Annotated in this window: 4 protein-coding genes; 3 read left to right on the plus strand and 1 reads right to left on the minus strand. The window is 42.8% G+C overall.

Annotated features, from left to right (window positions below):
- Positions 1-17: 17 nt before the first annotated feature.
- Positions 18-14,366, minus strand: coding sequence for an Ig-like domain-containing protein (locus GM418_RS20385; protein ID WP_158869081.1), 14,349 nt, complete (start codon positions 14,364-14,366; stop codon positions 18-20).
- 612 nt (positions 14,367-14,978) lie between these two features.
- Here GM418_RS20385 and GM418_RS20390 point away from each other — a divergent pair.
- The 3 genes from GM418_RS20390 to GM418_RS20400 all read left to right on the plus strand — a co-directional run bounded on the left by GM418_RS20390 (position 14,979) and on the right by GM418_RS20400 (position 20,038).
- Positions 14,979-17,063 carry an alpha-L-fucosidase gene (locus GM418_RS20390; protein WP_158869082.1) on the plus strand — a complete coding sequence of 695 codons (2,085 nt, stop codon included), beginning with the start codon at positions 14,979-14,981 and terminating at the stop codon, positions 17,061-17,063.
- A gap of 1 nt (position 17,064) precedes the next feature.
- Positions 17,065-18,702: a M28 family metallopeptidase gene (locus GM418_RS20395; RefSeq protein WP_158869083.1), complete on the plus strand. Its 1,638-nt coding sequence runs from the start codon at positions 17,065-17,067 to the stop codon at positions 18,700-18,702.
- Positions 18,703-18,775: 73 nt separating this feature from the next.
- Positions 18,776-20,038 (plus strand): DUF819 family protein, encoded by a 1,263-nt coding sequence (locus GM418_RS20400; protein ID WP_158869084.1) that lies wholly within the window; start codon positions 18,776-18,778, stop codon positions 20,036-20,038.
- Positions 20,039-20,246: the final 208 nt, after the last annotated feature.

Consider the following 20,246-nt stretch of genomic DNA (forward strand, 5'->3'; position numbering starts at 1 on the left):
TGTTTTTAATGGATTAATTAATAGTTAACGAATACAGTACCCTTGCGAACATCATTTCCTTCCAGAACCAGGATGAATACGTAGGTACCGCTTGGTACTTTACTGTTTCCAACGGTTAAAGTATTTTCAGAGTATCCATCCCACCATGCGTCGGTATTACCAAGCATGTTGATGTTTCCATAGTGTTCCTGTTCGTAGAGCAGGTTCCCCCAGCGGTTGTAAATGTATAGTTTAGCGTCAGGATAAATTTCGCCGAATGCTTGTTCACCTTCTGCACATTCAAATACTACTTTGAAGAAATCATTTACTCCATCGTTATTTGGTGAGAAACCGTTGGGAACGATGAGTTCACAACCTAAGGCTGAGTCGTCCTCTCCACCTTCCGGTTTGTCATCAGCATCTCTCCACGCTCTCACTCCATCACCATCATGGTCGGGAAGTGGTGCATTTCCACCGATTGGATTGTTATAGACTCCCCATCCGTCAATGTTATCATAGTTGTCATCCAGTCCGTCGAGGTCTGTATCTGTTCCGGCAGCAAAGATTTCAGGAATACTGTCGATTACTCCGTTTTCATCTTCCATGTCGAATCCTTCGATATAATCGTCTATGCCATCGGCGTCTGCATCCGTATCGATAAAATCAGGATCTCCGTCGTTATCGGTGTCTGCACGTTCGAAATATGTACCGCCGCTATCCGGGTCGTACTGGTCGTCCCATCCGTCTCCATCCGAATCGCTCCAAACAGGTGCTCTGTACGTACCTTCTGCCTGTCCTTCGATGTTATCGATAATTCCGTCGTTATCAGAGTCGATATCTAAATAGTTCGGAATACCATCACCATCAGTATCAGCTGTAAATGTTTCATCAATATCGAGAATGCCATCGTTGTCATCATCGATGTCTATTTCATCCGGTACCTGGTCACAGTCTGTGTCGAGCATAATATCAATTGTTACAAGAGCCTGGTCACATAAAGCAACTTCAGTATTTTCAGAATCGCATATTTCGTAGGTGAATTGAACCGTGCCTATAAAACCATCTTCCGGTGTATAGGTAAATGTACCATCTTCATTCTGAACGAGTGCCCCGTTTTCTACCGAGCTGATAATTTCAGGAACAGTTAATTCATCACCGTCCGGGTCATAGTCATTCAGAGCTACATTGAAGGTAACTTCGCCACCACAGTTTCCAACTAATAAAGTGTCGTCAATTGCAACCGGAGGCACATTAACTGTTGTAACATTAATAATAATCAAAGCTTCATCGCAGAGATTGTCTGCATCGCAAATTGAGTATTGCAATGTATCGGTTCCGGAGAAATCGACTTCTGGTGTGTAAACAAAAGTGCCATTTTCTAAATCAATCTCGGAAACTGTTCCGTGAGAAGGTCCTGCTATGATTGTAAGTGTTGTAGCATCAATGTTGTTATCACAATCTACATCATTTGCTAATGGCTCAATTGTCTGCGAGGTTCCTTCTGGTACGTCAACAAAGTCGTCGTTTGCTACCGGCGCCGATTTTACAACGATTATTTGTTCGCATGTGTCAGCATTTCCTGAAGCGTCGGTTGCAATCCATTGGACTATTGTTGTTCCGGCAGGATAAACTCCTGATGCATTTGTTGAATCATTGAAATTATTGATAACAGTTGCAATAGAGCAGTTCTCTTCAACTTCAGGAACAGGAATTGTTAATTCGATTTCACAAGTTTCAGAGGTGATTATTGTGTCAATATCTTCAGGACAAATAATTGTTGGAGCCTCAGTGTCGTTTTCAGTGATTTGTACATCTGCAATATCTGTACACCCGGTTTCCAAGTCTGTAATAACTATAAAATGTCTGCCAGCCGATAGGTTTGTGGCCGTTTGACTGGTATTACCATTGTCCCAACTATACGAGTAGTTTCCGGATCCACCTGATAAAACTCTTACTGAAGCTGAGCCGCTATTCGGAATTCCACACTCCGCTGGAGAAACTTCTGAAGCTACAATTTCAGGAGATTCAACAATTGTGATTGAGAACGATTCTTCATCCCAACACATATCGTCAGTTCCGTTTGCTGCGTAAACATATATTATTACGTCTTCTGTAAGTATATCTCCCGCATTAAACTGTGTTCCCTGTCCTATGGATGCTGTAAAGTAGTTTCCGATCGCAAGCTCCGGTAATGTATATGAGTCGCAGGCTTGTATATCATCGAAGCTACCAAGCTCCGGAGTTACGTTAATTACCACGTTAAACGTATCCTCTGTCCAGCACATGCCATCTGTTCCTGTTGCAGCATATACAAATATTGTAGAATCTTCGGTTATGGTTCCGGAAACCGGTTCTATCCCCATTGACTGAGCATAGTAAGCAAATCCTTCGGGAAGCTGAGGCAGTTCATACAAGTCACATCCTTCCACGTCGTCAATTGGGTCGATAGAAGGAACTATATTTACTTTTATAACTAGAGTATCAGTATCAGTACATCCATTACTGTCAGTAATTTCTAAAACATATTCACCAGATTCTCTTACAATTAATGTATCTCCTATTTCGTTTGGTAATGTAATCCCGTCTTTTTCCCATACATAAGAAGGTGTTCCCTGTACGGTTGATGAACTTGCGTCAAGGATTGACTGGTCTCCAGAACAAATTTCAGTTGTCCCTTTGATATTTGCCGTAGGAGCGTCTTTGTCAACATTAACAGTAACCTGGTCAGTATCTGTACATCCGTTGGCAGCTGTTACCGTTACGGTATAAGTTGTGGTAACCAGCGGTTCAGCCACCGGGTTTGCAATATTTGCAGCGCTCAGTCCTTCAGCAGGTTCCCATGAATAAGATACACCGCCGGAAGCATTAAGCTGAGTGTCTGTATTGTTACAGTCAATTGTTACGTCATCCCCTGCATTTGCCGTAGGAGCGTCTTTGTCAACATTAACAGTAACCTGGTCAGTATCTGTACATCCGTTGGCAGCTGTTACCGTTACGGTATAAGTTGTGGTAACCAGCGGTTCAGCCACCGGGTTTGCAATATTTGCAGCGCTCAGTCCTTCAGCAGGTTCCCATGAATAAGATACACCGCCGGAAGCATTAAGCTGAGTGTCTGTATTATTACAGTCAATTGTTACGTCATCCCCTGCATTTGCCGTAGGAGCGTCTTTGTCAACATTAACAGTAACCTGGTCAGTATCTGTACATCCGTTGGCAGCTGTTACCGTTACGGTATAAGTTGTGGTAACCAGCGGTTCAGCCACCGGGTTTGCAATATTTGCAGCGCTCAGTCCTGTAGCAGGTTCCCATGAATAAGATACACCGCCGGAAGCATTAAGCTGAGTGTCTGTATTGTTACAGTCAATTGTTACGTCATCCCCTGCATTTGCCGTAGGAGTGTCTTTGTCAACATTAACAGTAACCTGGTCAGTATCAGTACATCCGTTGGCAGCTGTTACCGTTACGGTATAAGTTGTGGTAACCAGCGGTTCAGCCACCGGGTTTGCAATATTTGCAGCGCTCAGTCCTTCAGCAGGTTCCCATGAATAAGATACACCGCCGGAAGCATTAAGCTGAGTGTCTGTATTATTACAGTCAATTGTTGCGTCATCCCCTGCATTTGCCGTAGGAGCGTCTTTGTCAACATTAACAGTAACCTGGTCAGTATCTGTACATCCGTTGGCAGCTGTTACCGTTACGGTATAAGTTGTGGTAACCAGCGGTTCAGCCACCGGGTTTGCAATATTTGCAGCGCTCAGTCCTGTAGCCGGTTCCCATGAATAAGATACACCGCCGGAAGCATTAAGCTGAGTGTCTGTATTGTTACAGTCAATTGTTACATCATCCCCTGCATTTGCCGTAGGAGCGTCTTTGTCAACATTAACAGTAACCTGGTCAGTATCAGTACATCCGTTGGCAGCTGTTACCGTTACGGTATAAGTTGTGGTAACCAGCGGTTCAGCCACCGGGTTTGCAATATTTGCAGCGCTCAGTCCTTCAGCAGGTTCCCATGAATAAGATACACCGCCGGAAGCATTAAGCTGAGTGTCTGTATTATTACAGTCAATTGTTGCGTCATCCCCTGCATCAGCAGTAGGAGCGTCTTTGTCAACATTAACAGTAACCTGGTCAGTATCTGTACATCCGTTGGCAGCTGTTACCGTTACGGTATAAGTTGTGGTAACCAGCGGTTCAGCCACCGGGTTTGCAATATTTGCAGCGCTCAGTCCTGTAGCCGGTTCCCATGAATAAGATACACCGCCGGAAGCATTAAGCTGAGTGTCTGTATTGTTACAGTCAATTGTTACATCATCCCCTGCATTTGCCGTAGGAGCGTCTTTGTCAACATTAACAGTAACCTGGTCAGTATCAGTACATCCGTTGGCAGCTGTTACCGTTACGGTATAAGTTGTGGTAACCAGCGGTTCAGCCACCGGGTTTGCAATATTTGCAGCGCTCAGTCCTGTAGCAGGTTCCCATGAATAAGATACACCGCCGGAAGCATTAAGCTGAGTGTCTGTATTGTTACAGTCAATTGTTACGTCATCCCCTGCATCAGCAGTAGGAGCGTCTTTGTCAACATTAACAGTAACCTGGTCAGTATCTGTACATCCGTTGGCAGCTGTTACCGTTACGGTATAAGTTGTGGTAACCAGCGGTTCAGCCACCGGGTTTGCAATATTTGCAGCGCTCAGTCCTGTAGCCGGTTCCCATGAATAAGATACACCGCCGGAAGCATTAAGCTGAGTGTCTGTATTGTTACAGTCAATTGTTACGTCATCCCCTGCATCAGCAGTAGGAGCGTCTTTGTCAACATTAACAGTAACCTGGTCAGTATCGGTACATCCGTTGGCAGCTGTTACCGTTACGGTATAAGTTGTGGTAACCAGCGGTTCAGCCACCGGGTTTGCAATATTTGCAGCGCTCAGTCCTGTAGCCGGTTCCCATGAATAAGATACACCGCCGGAAGCATTAAGCTGAGTGTCTGTATTGTTACAGTCAATTGTTACGTCATCCCCTGCATCAGCAGTAGGAGCGTCTTTGTCGACATTAACAGTAACCTGGTCAGTATCGGTACATCCGTTGGCAGCTGTTACCGTTACGGTATAAGTTGTGGTAACCAGCGGTTCAGCCACCGGGTTTGCAATATTTGCAGCGCTCAGTCCTGTAGCCGGTTCCCATGAATAAGATACACCGCCGGAAGCATTAAGCTGAGTGTCTGTATTGTTACAGTCAATTGTTACGTCATCCCCTGCATTTGCCGTAGGAGCGTCTTTGTCAACATTAACAGTAACCTGGTCAGTATCAGTACATCCGTTGGCAGCTGTTACCGTTACGGTATAAGTTGTGGTAACCAGCGGTTCAGCCACCGGGTTTGCAATATTTGCAGCGCTCAGTCCTTCAGCAGGTTCCCATGAATAAGATACACCGCCGGAAGCATTAAGCTGAGTGTCTGTATTATTACAGTCAATTGTTACGTCATCCCCTGCATTTGCCGTAGGAGCGTCTTTGTCAACATTAACAGTAACCTGGTCAGTATCGGTACATCCGTTGGCAGCTGTTACCGTTACGGTATAAGTTGTGGTAACCAGCGGTTCAGCCACCGGGTTTGCAATATTTGCAGCGCTCAGTCCTTCAGCAGGTTCCCATGAATAAGATACACCGCCGGAAGCATTAAGCTGAGTGTCTGTATTGTTACAGTCAATTGTTACGTCATCCCCTGCATTTGCCGTAGGAGCGTCTTTGTCAACATTAACAGTAACCTGGTCAGTATCAGTACATCCGTTGGCAGCTGTTACCGTTACGGTATAAGTTGTGGTAACCAGCGGTTCAGCCACCGGGTTTGCAATATTTGCAGCGCTCAGTCCTTCAGCAGGTTCCCATGAATAAGATACACCGCCGGAAGCATTAAGCTGAGTGTCTGTATTATTACAGTCAATTGTTACGTCATCCCCTGCATTTGCCGTAGGAGCGTCTTTGTCAACATTAACAGTAACCTGGTCAGTATCTGTACATCCGTTGGCAGCTGTTACCGTTACGGTATAAGTTGTGGTAACCAGCGGTTCAGCCACCGGGTTTGCAATATTTGCAGCGCTCAGTCCTTCAGCCGGTTCCCATGAATAAGATACACCGCCGGAAGCATTAAGCTGAGTGTCTGTATTATTACAGTCAATTGTTACGTCATCCCCTGCATTTGCCGTAGGAGCGTCTTTGTCAACATTAACAGTAACCTGGTCAGTATCTGTACATCCGTTGGCAGCTGTTACCGTTACGGTATAAGTTGTGGTAACCAGCGGTTCAGCCACCGGGTTTGCAATATTTGCAGCGCTCAGTCCTTCAGCAGGTTCCCATGAATAAGATACACCGCCGGAAGCATTAAGCTGAGTGTCTGTATTGTTACAGTCAATTGTTACGTCATCCCCTGCATCAGCAGTGGGAGCGTCTTTGTCGACATTAACAGTAACCTGGTCAGTATCGGTACATCCGTTGGCAGCTGTTACCGTTACGGTATAAGTTGTGGTAACCAGCGGTTCAGCCACCGGGTTTGCAATATTTGCAGCGCTCAGTCCTTCAGCAGGTTCCCATGAATAAGATACACCGCCGGAAGCATTAAGCTGAGTGTCTGTATTATTACAGTCAATTGTTACGTCATCCCCTGCATCAGCAGTAGGAGCGTCTTTGTCGACATTAACAGTAACCTGGTCAGTATCTGTACATCCGTTGGCAGCTGTTACCGTTACGGTATAAGTTGTGGTAACCAGCGGTTCAGCCACCGGGTTTGCAATATTTGCAGCGCTCAGTCCTGTAGCAGGTTCCCATGAATAAGATACACCGCCGGAAGCATTAAGCTGAGTGTCTGTATTATTACAGTCAATTGTTACGTCATCCCCTGCATCAGCAGTAGGAGCGTCTTTGTCAACATTAACAGTAACCTGGTCAGTATCAGTACATCCGTTGGCAGCTGTTACCGTTACGGTATAAGTTGTGGTAACCAGCGGTTCAGCCACCGGGTTTGCAATATTTGCAGCGCTCAGTCCTGTAGCCGGTTCCCATGAATAAGATACACCGCCGGAAGCATTAAGCTGAGTGTCCGTGTTGTTACAGTCAATTGTTACATCATCCCCTGCATTTGCCGTAGGAGCGTCTTTGTCAACATTAACAGTAACCTGGTCAGTATCAGTACATCCGTTGGCAGCTGTTACCGTTACGGTATAAGTTGTGGTAACCAGCGGTTCAGCCACCGGGTTTGCAATATTTGCAGCGCTCAGTCCTGTAGCCGGTTCCCATGAATAAGATACACCGCCGGAAGCATTAAGCTGAGTGTCTGTATTGTTACAGTCAATTGTTACGTCATCCCCTGCATTTGCCGTAGGAGCGTCTTTGTCAACATTAACAGTAACCTGGTCAGTATCGGTACATCCGTTGGCAGCTGTTACCGTTACGGTATAAGTTGTGGTAACCAGCGGTTCAGCCACCGGGTTTGCAATATTTGCAGCGCTCAGTCCTGTAGCCGGTTCCCATGAATAAGATACACCCCCGGAAGCATTAAGCTGAGTGTCTGTATTGTTACAGTCAATTGTTACATCATCCCCTGCATTTGCCGTAGGAGCGTCTTTGTCAACATTAACAGTAACCTGGTCAGTATCAGTACATCCGTTGGCAGCTGTTACCGTTACGGTATAAGTTGTGGTAACCAGCGGTTCAGCCACCGGGTTTGCAATATTTGCAGCGCTCAGTCCTGTAGCCGGTTCCCATGAATAAGATACACCGCCGGAAGCATTAAGCTGAGTGTCTGTATTGTTACAGTCAATTGTTACGTCATCCCCTGCATCAGCAGTAGGAGCGTCTTTGTCAACATTAACAGTAACCTGGTCAGTATCAGTACATCCGTTGGCAGCTGTTACCGTTACGGTATAAGTTGTGGTAACCAGCGGTTCAGCCACCGGGTTTGCAATATTTGCAGCGCTCAGTCCTGTAGCCGGTTCCCATGAATAAGATACACCGCCGGAAGCATTAAGCTGAGTGTCCGTGTTGTTACAGTCAATTGTTACATCATCCCCTGCATTTGCCGTAGGAGCGTCTTTGTCAACATTAACAGTAACCTGGTCAGTATCAGTACATCCGTTGGCAGCTGTTACCGTTACGGTATAAGTTGTGGTAACCAGCGGTTCAGCCACCGGGTTTGCAATATTTGCAGCGCTCAGTCCTGTAGCCGGTTCCCATGAATAAGATACACCGCCGGAAGCATTAAGCTGAGTGTCCGTGTTGTTACAGTCAATTGTTACATCATCCCCTGCATTTGCCGTAGGAGCGTCTTTGTCAACATTAACAGTAACCTGGTCAGTATCAGTACATCCGTTGGCAGCTGTTACCGTTACGGTATAAGTTGTGGTAACCAGCGGTTCAGCCACCGGGTTTGCAATATTTGCAGCGCTCAGTCCTTCAGCAGGTTCCCATGAATAAGATACACCGCCGGAAGCATTAAGCTGAGTGTCTGTATTGTTACAGTCAATTGTTACGTCATCCCCTGCATTTGCCGTAGGAGCGTCTTTGTCAACATTAACAGTAACCTGGTCAGTATCGGTACATCCGTTGGCAGCTGTTACCGTTACGGTATAAGTTGTGGTAACCAGCGGTTCAGCCACCGGGTTTGCAATATTTGCAGCGCTCAGTCCTTCAGCAGGTTCCCATGAATAAGATACACCGCCGGAAGCATTAAGCTGAGTGTCTGTATTGTTACAGTCAATTGTTACGTCATCCCCTGCATTTGCCGTAGGAGCGTCTTTGTCAACATTAACAGTAACCTGGTCAGTATCAGTACATCCGTTGGCAGCTGTTACCGTTACGGTATAAGTTGTGGTAACCAGCGGTTCAGCCACCGGGTTTGCAATATTTGCAGCGCTCAGTCCTGTAGCCGGTTCCCATGAATAAGATACACCCCCGGAAGCATTAAGCTGAGTGTCTGTATTATTACAGTCAATTGTTACGTCATCCCCTGCATCAGCAGTAGGAGCGTCTTTGTCGACATTAACAGTAACCTGGTCAGTATCGGTACATCCGTTGGCAGCTGTTACCGTTACGGTATAAGTTGTGGTAACCAGCGGTTCAGCCACCGGGTTTGCAATATTTGCAGCGCTCAGTCCTGTAGCCGGTTCCCATGAATAAGATACACCCCCGGAAGCATTAAGCTGAGTGTCTGTATTGTTACAGTCAATTGTTACATCATCCCCTGCATTTGCCGTAGGAGCGTCTTTGTCAACATTAACAGTAACCTGGTCAGTATCGGTACATCCGTTGGCAGCTGTTACCGTTACGGTATAAGTTGTGGTAACCAGCGGTTCAGCCACCGGGTTTGCAATATTTGCAGCGCTCAGTCCTTCAGCAGGTTCCCATGAATAAGATACACCGCCGGAAGCATTAAGCTGAGTGTCTGTATTGTTACAGTCAATTGTTACGTCATCCCCTGCATTTGCCGTAGGAGCGTCTTTGTCAACATTAACAGTAACCTGGTCAGTATCGGTACATCCGTTGGCAGCTGTTACCGTTACGGTATAAGTTGTGGTAACCAGCGGTTCAGCCACCGGGTTTGCAATATTTGCAGCGCTCAGTCCTTCAGCAGGTTCCCATGAATAAGATACACCGCCGGAAGCATTAAGCTGAGTGTCTGTATTGTTACAGTCAATTGTTACGTCATCCCCTGCATTTGCCGTAGGAGCGTCTTTGTCAACATTAACAGTAACCTGGTCAGTATCGGTACATCCGTTGGCAGCTGTTACCGTTACGGTATAAGTTGTGGTAACCAGCGGTTCAGCCACCGGGTTTGCAATATTTGCAGCGCTCAGTCCTTCAGCAGGTTCCCATGAATAAGATACACCGCCGGAAGCATTAAGCTGAGTGTCTGTATTATTACAGTCAATTGTTACGTCATCCCCTGCATCAGCAGTAGGAGCGTCTTTGTCAACATTAACAGTAACCTGGTCAGTATCAGTACATCCGTTGGCAGCTGTTACCGTTACGGTATAAGTTGTGGTAACCAGCGGTTCAGCCACCGGGTTTGCAATATTTGCAGCGCTCAGTCCTGTAGCCGGTTCCCATGAATAAGATACACCCCCGGAAGCATTAAGCTGAGTGTCTGTATTGTTACAGTCAATTGTTACATCATCCCCTGCATTTGCCGTAGGAGCGTCTTTGTCAACATTAACAGTAACCTGGTCAGTATCAGTACATCCGTTGGCAGCTGTTACCGTTACGGTATAAGTTGTGGTAACCAGCGGTTCAGCCACCGGGTTTGCAATATTTGCAGCGCTCAGTCCTGTAGCCGGTTCCCATGAATAAGATACACCCCCGGAAGCATTAAGCTGAGTGTCTGTATTGTTACAGTCAATTGTTACGTCATCCCCTGCATCAGCAGTCGGAAGAGCATTCACGGTAACATATACAGAATCCACATCATAGCAGCCACTAACGCCATCATCTGTTGCTGTAACATAATACCAGCCGGTTTCAGGTGATGAAACTGTTGGGTTTTGCGTTGATGATATAAAACTATTGGGGCCAGTCCAGCTGAAGGATACGCCGCCTTTTTCACCTGTTGTGCTGGCGGACAAGCTTAGTTCATTTTCTTCACATATTGGAGAATTACTGTTAGCTGTAACTTCTATAGCACAACACTCTTCAACTGTTAAAGTTCCACTATCTTCATTCTGACAACCAGTTGTTGTATTTGTAACAACCACTTTGTAAAGGTTGTTGTTCATTCCTGTGACGGTTGAGTCTGTTGTGTAATTATACTCTGTTGCTCCTGAAATTGCTACTTCGTTTAAATGCCATTGATAAGTATAATTGGACCCCAGATTAATAGTTTCGAATGTTGCTTTTGTTCCGGCACAAACGGTTTCATCTCCTACTGAAACTTCAGGTAAAGGATTAACTGTAACGGTAAAACTATAAGTCTCAACGATAGAATCAGTATCGTTAGGGCGGTAAATTGCCTTGTAGGTTAATGTTGAGTCGCTTGTTACCGGGAAGAATCCTGGTTTAGGTCCAATAACGCTAAAATCGATTTCGTTAGAACAACCATTATCAATAAGGATTCCGTCAAAATATATATTATCAACTTCGCTGTCAAGTATTTTTGTGCTTTTTGCTTTTATAAATTTATATTTAAATTTATAAGCACCTTTCGATACGGAAGAGGGGATATTTATTGTGTAGGGTTTTGTTGTGCCATCTCCTGTAATATTAATACTTCCTATGCTATGTTCGGTTGAATCGACCAGTATTAACTCCCATGTGAAATTCTCGCCTGTTGGAGCGTAGATATCCATGTGAACATCAATAGAAGGTTCTATAAATGCAAGCGGTCCGGTGATAGAACAGGTGTCTTTACTTCCATAACTGCTAACCGATTGATAAAGTTGAGCGGTACTTGGTCCGATGCGTTGTACTCCGTCGTAAATCCAGCAGTCCCATTTTGATTCAGGAAGATTAAACTCCATCATAAAATTCGCATCGCCGGAACCTACACAACCCAGATTGAAATCGGGAGAACTCCAGTCGATATATTTTCCCCAAACGCCATCAAGCATCGTGTCGGCACATTCTGTTATATCACTTGGGGGATTTGAAACATCAATAACGATTTCGCTAATGTCAACTTCAAGTGTGTCAGTTCCAATACAACCAGTACCTGAATTGGTTTCAGTAACATAAATAGTTCCTGTGCCCAAGCTTTCCCACGAAATTTCCACTGAAGCATTTGTTGTCACTCCTGTAATTGTTCCACCTGTAACTTGCCATAAATATGTATTGCCAGCAACAGAATCATTTGAGTAGGTTATTAAGCTATTCAGGCAAACGTCAGAGGATCCGGAAATATAAGGATCTGGAATTGGGTTTACAGTTACAGTTACTGTAAATTGGTCACCGTCACAACCATCTGGTGAAGTTGGTGTAATTGAATATATAGCTGTTTGAATAGAACTTGTAGGGTTAAAAAGTGTTCCACTAATATTTATTGCATCTGTTCCTTCCGTTCCGCCGGTTATTCCCCCTGTAACCACGGGAACATTCCAGCTAAATGTTGTTCCGACCGGAAAATAGGCATTTACACTGTCTGCCGGACTTACTAAAAAATTATCGCCATTACATATCGAGGTTTCAAAATTTTCAATCACAGGAGTGGTAATGGTAATATTATCTGCCGTTTTTATATTATTACAACCTGAACCACTGGTTCCACCATCGCATTCTTCCAGTGGATCTGTTGGTGCACCAACTTCATCACTTGTTGCATCAATGTCAATCACGTCTGCCGGTCTCATAATCGAAGCAGTTGGCGCAATTGTACTGGCGCCAGTTAAAGGAGAACTTAACATTCCGGAAATTGTATAAACAATTGTACTTCCGTTTGTAATATCCAGGTTTGAAGTGAACGAGTTTCCTGAATAGCTTACATTGCTTTGAGAAGCAGTGCCCGCTGACACAGAAAAAGTATAACTGGTTATTGTAAAGCCAGATGGTGCTGAGAAACTAAAAGAAGCGTCGTCAGCATCAGCAGTTGTTATACTTGTTGCAATGTTCTCAACTTTAATTGTGTAAGTGACAGAGTCGCCGATACAACCAAAATTTTGGTTGGGAGTGATGCTGTTTACTGCGAGATCTAATACGTCAACTTGTGCAGTGGCCATAACAAAATCACTTTTTATATAAGTCCAGGTATCCAGGAGTTTGTTGTTCCCAAAATCAGTAAATCCTGCAGAGCTAAATGTTCCCCATTTGTGGCCATTAAGATTACTGGATATTCCTTCATTTGTTCCTGTACTAATTGGGCTCGATGAAGTTCCTGAGCTTGAAGTCCCGTTGTCATTCCAATAAACAGAATCTCTGTTAGAAAGAACTGCAAAATTGTTGTCAAAACCGCCAGTCAGTTCTATTATTATTCCTTTAGGATTAATTTCTACATCGGTGAATGGAAAATGTACTTCTCCAACTGCTATTTTTGCTCGAACAGAAATTGTTGTTGGTTCTGTAATTGAGTTACCTAAACCATTCTTCCCATCCCAATGAACAGTATTGCTACCCACTTCACTATTGTCAGAAAGTGAAAGGTCTTCTGCATCATCGAAACTTCCATTATTATCCACATCAATATAAATAATACAAGAACCGTTTGCGTTGGAAGTGTATGTTATATCTGCTCCGTCAGGACCAACTAGTACTTTGCCGCTATTTTCTGAACCCGTAATTGAAATGTTGGATATTTCGGGCTGAGTAGCAGAGCCTTTTAGCCAAGTTGTTGCAGTCGCTCCATCTAAATAGATATTAGCGCTGGTCGGTAAGTCCAATGCCGGTTTTGCATAAAATATTTTATGGGTAATATCGTTTGAACCATTGTCTGGCTCGCGGGGATCATATACATATGTTTGTGTTGTTTCGGAAACAGAGCCGAAGTCTTTACTTTTATAAGCTCTTGTTCCGTTTTTATAGCTGTAAGGTATTGTTGACGTAATCTGGTCTCCGTCAGTATTTTGAATCCCTTTGTTATTGGCGAAAAAACCAAAAGATGCACCAATTTGTCCGTTGTTGTCCACCATATAGGTGTAACCGTTATTCGTAACAACATAGAATTTACCAAAAAAACCACCGTAGTTATCGCTGAAATTAGAGGAGGTATTTGGCAAAGTACCATTGAATATGTTGCTGTAAACTCTGCCGGGGATCAAGCTCGAAGCATCAGAAGCACTACCAACAGAAACATCCCAGGCAGCTATCATTGCTGAACTGCCTGATCGCACATCCTGCGTCCAGTTTGCATCGGCATCAAAAGTATAGCCATCTGAAATAGTTGTTCCATCTCCCATTGAAATAAACTCCACTTTCCAGATGCCGGCCTCGTCTGCTACTTTTGTGAATGGAGTATAACCATCAGTTTCTCCATTCCGGTTTGGTCCGTTCAGCTCCTCTTCCCGGTTGGCGATTAATCCTACTGTTGAGCTATTGCCTGAACTGTAGACATTCCCGCTTGGAGATGTAAGTTTTATTTGTCCGGTTGCAGATCCAAAACCGTAATTCTTTCCCTGCATGCTCGAGCCAGTATAGATTGTTTCACCGTTGTTTACATACACCCACATCATCCCCTGACTTGGGTACATGTTAAAGAGTTGAGGGGTGGTGCTGCTTCTGCTTAATAAATAAGCACGTTTTCCATTTATACCATCCGGGTATAAGTTAGCACTTCCGTCTGCCAGTGCAAAACTGGAATATAAGACAGAAATCACCAGAAAAATTGCCCCCGCATTAATTTTTTCTGAAATATTGTTTTTTAAATGGGAAGTGTGAAGTATTTGATTTTGAATATTACAAAGCAAATGTTGCAGGTTTGTCAAATACTTACCATTTCTAAACTTTTTGAAGATTGAATTAAAGCAAGGTTTTTTTGTATTAACCTTACGTTTGGGTAAAATTTTTTCCATAGCGTTTGATCTATAAAGTACATATTCCGATTTACTAAAACACAGTAACTGAGGTCGTTGTAATGACGACAGTTCGATCTAAAACGTTATGATAAATGAAATTTCAGGAAAGAATATTAATAACCCCTTATTTTTTATCTTCCTAATATTCCGTTATCATCCTTGGTTTTTGCTAATGCAAATTATGACTTAAAAACTTAATTTCCAAATGTGATTTTTGCATATTTACGTCCTCCAATTGAGTTTTTTGTTTTTCGTTTGCAATCAACTTGTATGTAAACAATGAATGTGCCATTAATTATATTGTTTTGATTTTGAGTTGTTTATGCTTTTGTAAATAAGTCTTTTTTGTCCCATTCCGGGACAGTTTATCTAAAAAGTAAAAAAATGCTAAAATATCTCTTATTGTTTTTTATTGGGGTTTTTTACATTTGTTTAAATTTTTAGCCCGGTTGTTTTGAATCATATTTTCTGATTAAATATTATTAATTTTGACTTAATTATTTATTGTTAAATTAAATTGCTATGAATCGACTGAACATAATTGTATTTGTTGTTTTGCTGTTATCATCGTGTAGCCAAACACCTCCGCCGGAGGCAATCTCTCCGCTACCGTCTGAGCGGCAGTTAGCCTGGCATGAGTTGGAATTTTATGCCTTTGTACATTTTAATATGAACACATTTACCAATATGGAGTGGGGATTTGGTGATGAAAGCCCGGAGTTGTTTAATCCAACTGAACTGGACTGTCGCCAATGGGCTCGCGTTTGCAAAGAAGCCGGGATGAAAGGGATTATTCTTACCGCAAAACATCATGATGGGTTTTGTTTGTGGCCTTCAGAGTATACTGAACATTCAGTCAGGAACTCTCCATGGAAAAATGGGGAGGGTGATGTTGTAAAGGAGCTTTCGGAAGCTTGCAAGGAGTATGGTTTAAAAATGGGAGTTTATCTTTCTCCCTGGGATAGAAATCATGCTGACTATGGAAAACCCGAGTACATTACATATTTTAGAAACCAATTGCGGGAACTCCTTTCCAATTATGGCGATATTTATGAAGTATGGTTTGATGGCGCCAACGGTGGAACCGGTTGGTATGGCGGCGCCAATGAAGAACGGCGGATCGACAGAACAACTTATTACGATTGGGAAAACACGCGTAAAATTGTGCGTGAGCTTCAACCACAAGCCTGTATGTTCAGCGATGCCGGGCCAGATATTCGGTGGGTTGGAAATGAAAGTGGCTGGGCCGGTGAAACCAACTGGAGCATTTTGAAACGTGATGAGTTTGCTCCCGGAGTAGTTTCTGACGTAAAATTTCTTCAACATGGGCAGATTGATGGAACGCATTGGTTGCCTGCAGAAGTTGATGTTTCAATCCGCCCGGGCTGGTATTACCACCCGTCGGAAGACCACAAAGTTAAGACCTTGCCTCAGTTATTGGATATATATTATAATTCTATCGGACGAAACGCATCTTTTTTACTAAATCTTCCCGTTGATACGCGTGGACTGGTAAATGAAAATGATGTACAACAACTCAGAAAATTGTCGGAAGCAATTCAAGCTGATTTTGCAGATAATCTGGCTTTTGGAAAAGATGTAACTGCGTCAAATACCCGTGGGAATTCAAAATCATATAAACCCGAAAATGTGGTTGATAACGATCCTCAAACGTATTGGGCTGCAGATGATGGCACGGTTGTTTCGTCGGTTACTGTTGACTTTAAAGAAGCAACAGAATTTAACCGTTTTCTGGTACAGGAATATATTTCATTGGGGCAACGCGTAAAAGAGTTTACTCTTGAAGCTTTCGTTGATGATGAATGGAAGCAAATTGACTCACAGACAACAATTGGATACAAGAGGATTTTGCGATTCCCCAATGTAGTTGCCACAAAGGTTCGTTTAAATATTAAAGATGTAAAAGCGTGTCCGGTAATTTCAAACATTGAAGTGTATAAAGCGCCTAAGGTGTTGCTTGAACCGCAAATAACCAGGAGTAAATCAGGAATGATTTCAATGAAAGCTTTTGATACCGGCCTGGATATTTTTTATACAACAGACGGAACCGAACCTTCAGCTCAGTCATTACAATATTCAGAACCGTTTGTAATGGATGAAAAAGTTCAGATCAAAGCGCTCGCTTTTGATTCAAAAGATAAAAAATCAAGCCCGGTGACAACAGTTCAGTTTGATGTTTCGAAAGCAACATGGGAATTAAAAGGCAAGTTTGCAAATGAAGTAAGAGCAGAATTGATATTTGACGGGAAGCCGGAAACTGCGTGGACTCTCCAGGATGGAAATCAGGCAGATTATATTATTGACTTAGGAAAAGAGCTTAATTTGAAAGGATTTACCTATTTGCCGGATCAAGGGCGACACAACCCGGGTGTGATTTTTAACTATGAGTTTTATACCAGTCGCAACGGGAAAAATTGGGGTTCTCCGGTTTTAAAAGGCGAATTTTCAAACATTAAAAATAGTCCGGTTTTACAGCAGAAAAATTTTGAATCGGTAAATGCCCGTTATATTAAGCTCAGGGCAATTGCTCCCGCAGAAGTGAATGGAAGAATTGGAATAGCAGAATTTGACATAATCACAGAGTAGCATGCAAAAAAATATATTACTGCTTTTTGTAGCGATTTTAATTTTTGCCTGTAAGCCGGAAGTGAAAAATGACGGCGAATCGGCCATTTTGTACGGAAACATTGAAAAGCATGTTGCCGAACTGGCATCGGACAAATATAAAGGCCGGGCGCCAATGTCGGATGCTGAGCCGCTGGTTTTAGATTATCTTTCAACTCAAATGAAACAAATCGGACTGGAAGGAGCAAATAAAGGAAGCTATTTTCAAGAGGTCCCGATTTTAAGTATCACGTCAAAATTGTCGGATGCACTCGATTTTGATACTCCAACAGGAAAACAAAGCTTTAACAAGCTTAACGAATATGTAGCGTTTTCGCAAAAGGTGGAGGAGGAAATGTTGCTGCAAAATTCTGAAGTAATTTTTGCAGGGTTTGGAATAACGGCTCCTGAATTTGATCGCGATGATTTTGCCGGAGTTGATGTGAAGGGGAAAACAATTATCGTTTTTGTTAACGATCCGGGCTATGGAACCAGCGATGACTATTTTAAAGGAAATACGATGACTTATTATGGCCGCTGGACCTATAAGTTTGAAGAAGCAGCCCGAAGAGGAGCCAAAGCTTGTTTTATTGTTCACGAAACCGGGCCGGCAGGTTATCCCTGGGGAGTGGTTAGGAACAATGGTGAAACAACAAAACTTTTTCTTGACTCGGAAGATGGTTACAAAAACCGCTGTTCTTTTGAGGGGTGGATAACAAAAGAGTCTGCCGAAAAACTTTTTAAAGCCTGTGGTTATAATTTTGATGAATTAAAACAAAAAGCAATCTCAAAAGATTTTAACCCCTTTGAATTAAATGCAAAGGCTTCCGCAAAAATTACGAGTACATTTAAAAAAGGAACATCAAAAAATGTATGCGGTCTTATTAAGGGAACTACAAAACCGGACGAAGTTGTGGTTTATACTGCACATTGGGATCATCTGGGAGTAGGAACGCCAGTAAATGGTGACAGTATATATAATGGCGCAACCGACAATGCAAGTGCTGTTTCCTGGATGCTTGAAATTGCCCGCGCGTTTAAATCCGGAAAACAACCGGAGCGTTCCCTGCTTTTTTTGGCCGTAACATCAGAGGAGTCAGGATTGCTTGGTTCTGGTTATTATGCTGAAAATCCTTTCTTTCCAATGAATAAAACGGTTGCCTGTATAAATACCGATGTTATATTATTTATCGGAAAGTTTAAAGATGTTACCGTTACCGGATACGGACATTCAGAGTTGGATAATTTGTTGGCAGAGGAAGCTAAAAAACAGGGGCGCTACATAGCGCAGGACCCAAATCCGGAAAACGGCATGTTCTTTAGGTCTGATCATTTTCCGTTTATGAAAAAAGGTGTACCGGCAATTTTTGCAAAAGGATATATTGAGGCAGAAAGTTATGGAAAAGAAAAGACGCTTGAGTTAATTTCTGATTATTGGGAAAATACCTATCATAAACCAACTGATGAGTACCATGCAGAAACCGCCGATTTAAATGGATTGGTTCAGGATGCAAAACTGTTTTATAATGTAGGATTGCGACTGGCAAATTCTGTTGCCTGGCCCGTTTGGAATAACGGTTCCGAATTTAAGGCGGTCAGAGAGCAGTCATTGGAGCATTAATTTTAAGCTGTTTTTCAACAAACTCCTTTAATTATTTGTAACTATCATAATGATATTTACTTTTTTGTAGTTTATGGGAAATGGAATTGGCTTCGAAATAAAAAATGACGCAATAGTTTTTGGGATTCTTATTGTTATCCTGGCGGTAATTTTTAAAACATCTTCAAGTTCAAAACCATTTTTCAAGAAATTTTATACGTATGTACCACCGCTGTTACTTTGTTATTTTGCTCCCGGATTTTTAAACTGGCCCCTGGGTTTGGTTTCTCCGGAAGAGTCGCAGCTGTATTTTGTGGCTTCGCGTTACCTTTTGCCAGCCAGTCTTGTATTGTTTTGTTTAAGTATCGATTTAAAAGGTGTTTTGAACCTTGGCCCCAAAGCTTTAATAATGTTTTTTACGGCTACTTTGGGAATTGTAATTGGGGCACCCGTTGCGTTGTGGATTTCAGGAATGCTTTTCCCTGAAATAAAAGAAGCTGTCCCGGGCGAAGAAATCTGGCGTGGACTTTCAACCATTGCCGGGAGTTGGATTGGCGGAGGTGCTAACCAGACTGCCATGAAAGAAATCTACAATTGCAGCGACAGTTTGTTTTCTTCGATGATAATTATAGATGTACTGGTGGCAAACATCTGGATGGGATTTCTTTTGTTCGGTGCTGGCAGGTACCATAAAATTGACAAAAGACTTAAGGCCGATAATTCAACAATTGAAGATTTAAAGAAGAAAGTTGAGAATTACAGAGCCTCTATTGCAAAAATTCCGACATCGACCGATTTGTTTGTAATTCTGGCCATTGGTTTTGGTGCAACAGCAGTTGCACATTTCGGAGCCGACTATATCTCACCTTTAATGGAAAAACATGTAACCACCCTGGAAAAATACAACCTGAATTCTTTAAGTTCTCGCTTTTTTTGGCTTATCGTTATTGCAACAACTATTGGTCTCGTTCTTTCTTTTACCAAAATGAAACGTTATGAAGGGGCAGGGGCATCGAAACTGGGAAGTATTTTTATATATATACTGGTAGCAACTATCGGCATGAAAATGAATTTTTTGGAAGCTTTTAATAACCTTCATTATTTTATTATTGGTTTAATTTGGATGGCAATCCATGTAACATTACTGTTGATAGTAGCAAAACTGATAAAAGCACCGTTCTTTTTCGTTGCAGTGGGTAGTCAGGCAAATGTTGGTGGTGCTGCCTCGGCTCCGGTAGTGGCGTCTGCTTTTAGTACCGCATTGGCGCCGGTTGGTGTTTTGTTGGCTGTTTTAGGATATGCGCTTGGAACTTACGGCGCAATAATTTGCACACAGCTTATGCAGTGGACATTTTAGTTTAGTCAGGTTTGTTTTTGCTGTAATTCGCTCAGTAAACAAATATTTCAGTTTGCTTTTTTTTTCAGGGAAGGCAATTACTCAGTTCATTAATTTAACATTGAAAAATGTTTTGCAATAATCCCAAATAAATCAATGAGTTATATAAGATTGATTCATCCTTTAAAGTTTTGTTGTTCTAATGAATTATATTTTTAATGTGCACATT

The organism is Maribellus comscasis (genome assembly GCF_009762775.1).
Taxonomy (GTDB): Bacteria; Bacteroidota; Bacteroidia; order Bacteroidales; family Prolixibacteraceae; genus Draconibacterium; species Draconibacterium comscasis.

Bases quoted from the DNA above. Each gene is read 5' to 3' on its own strand.
- GM418_RS20390 (WP_158869082.1), top strand. From the start codon at position 14,979: ATGAATCGACTGAACATAATTGTATTTGTTGTTTTGCTGTTATCATCG.
- GM418_RS20395 (WP_158869083.1), top strand. From the start codon at position 17,065: ATGCAAAAAAATATATTACTGCTTTTTGTAGCGATTTTAATTTTTGCC.
- GM418_RS20400 (WP_158869084.1), top strand. From the start codon at position 18,776: ATGGGAAATGGAATTGGCTTCGAAATAAAAAATGACGCAATAGTTTTT.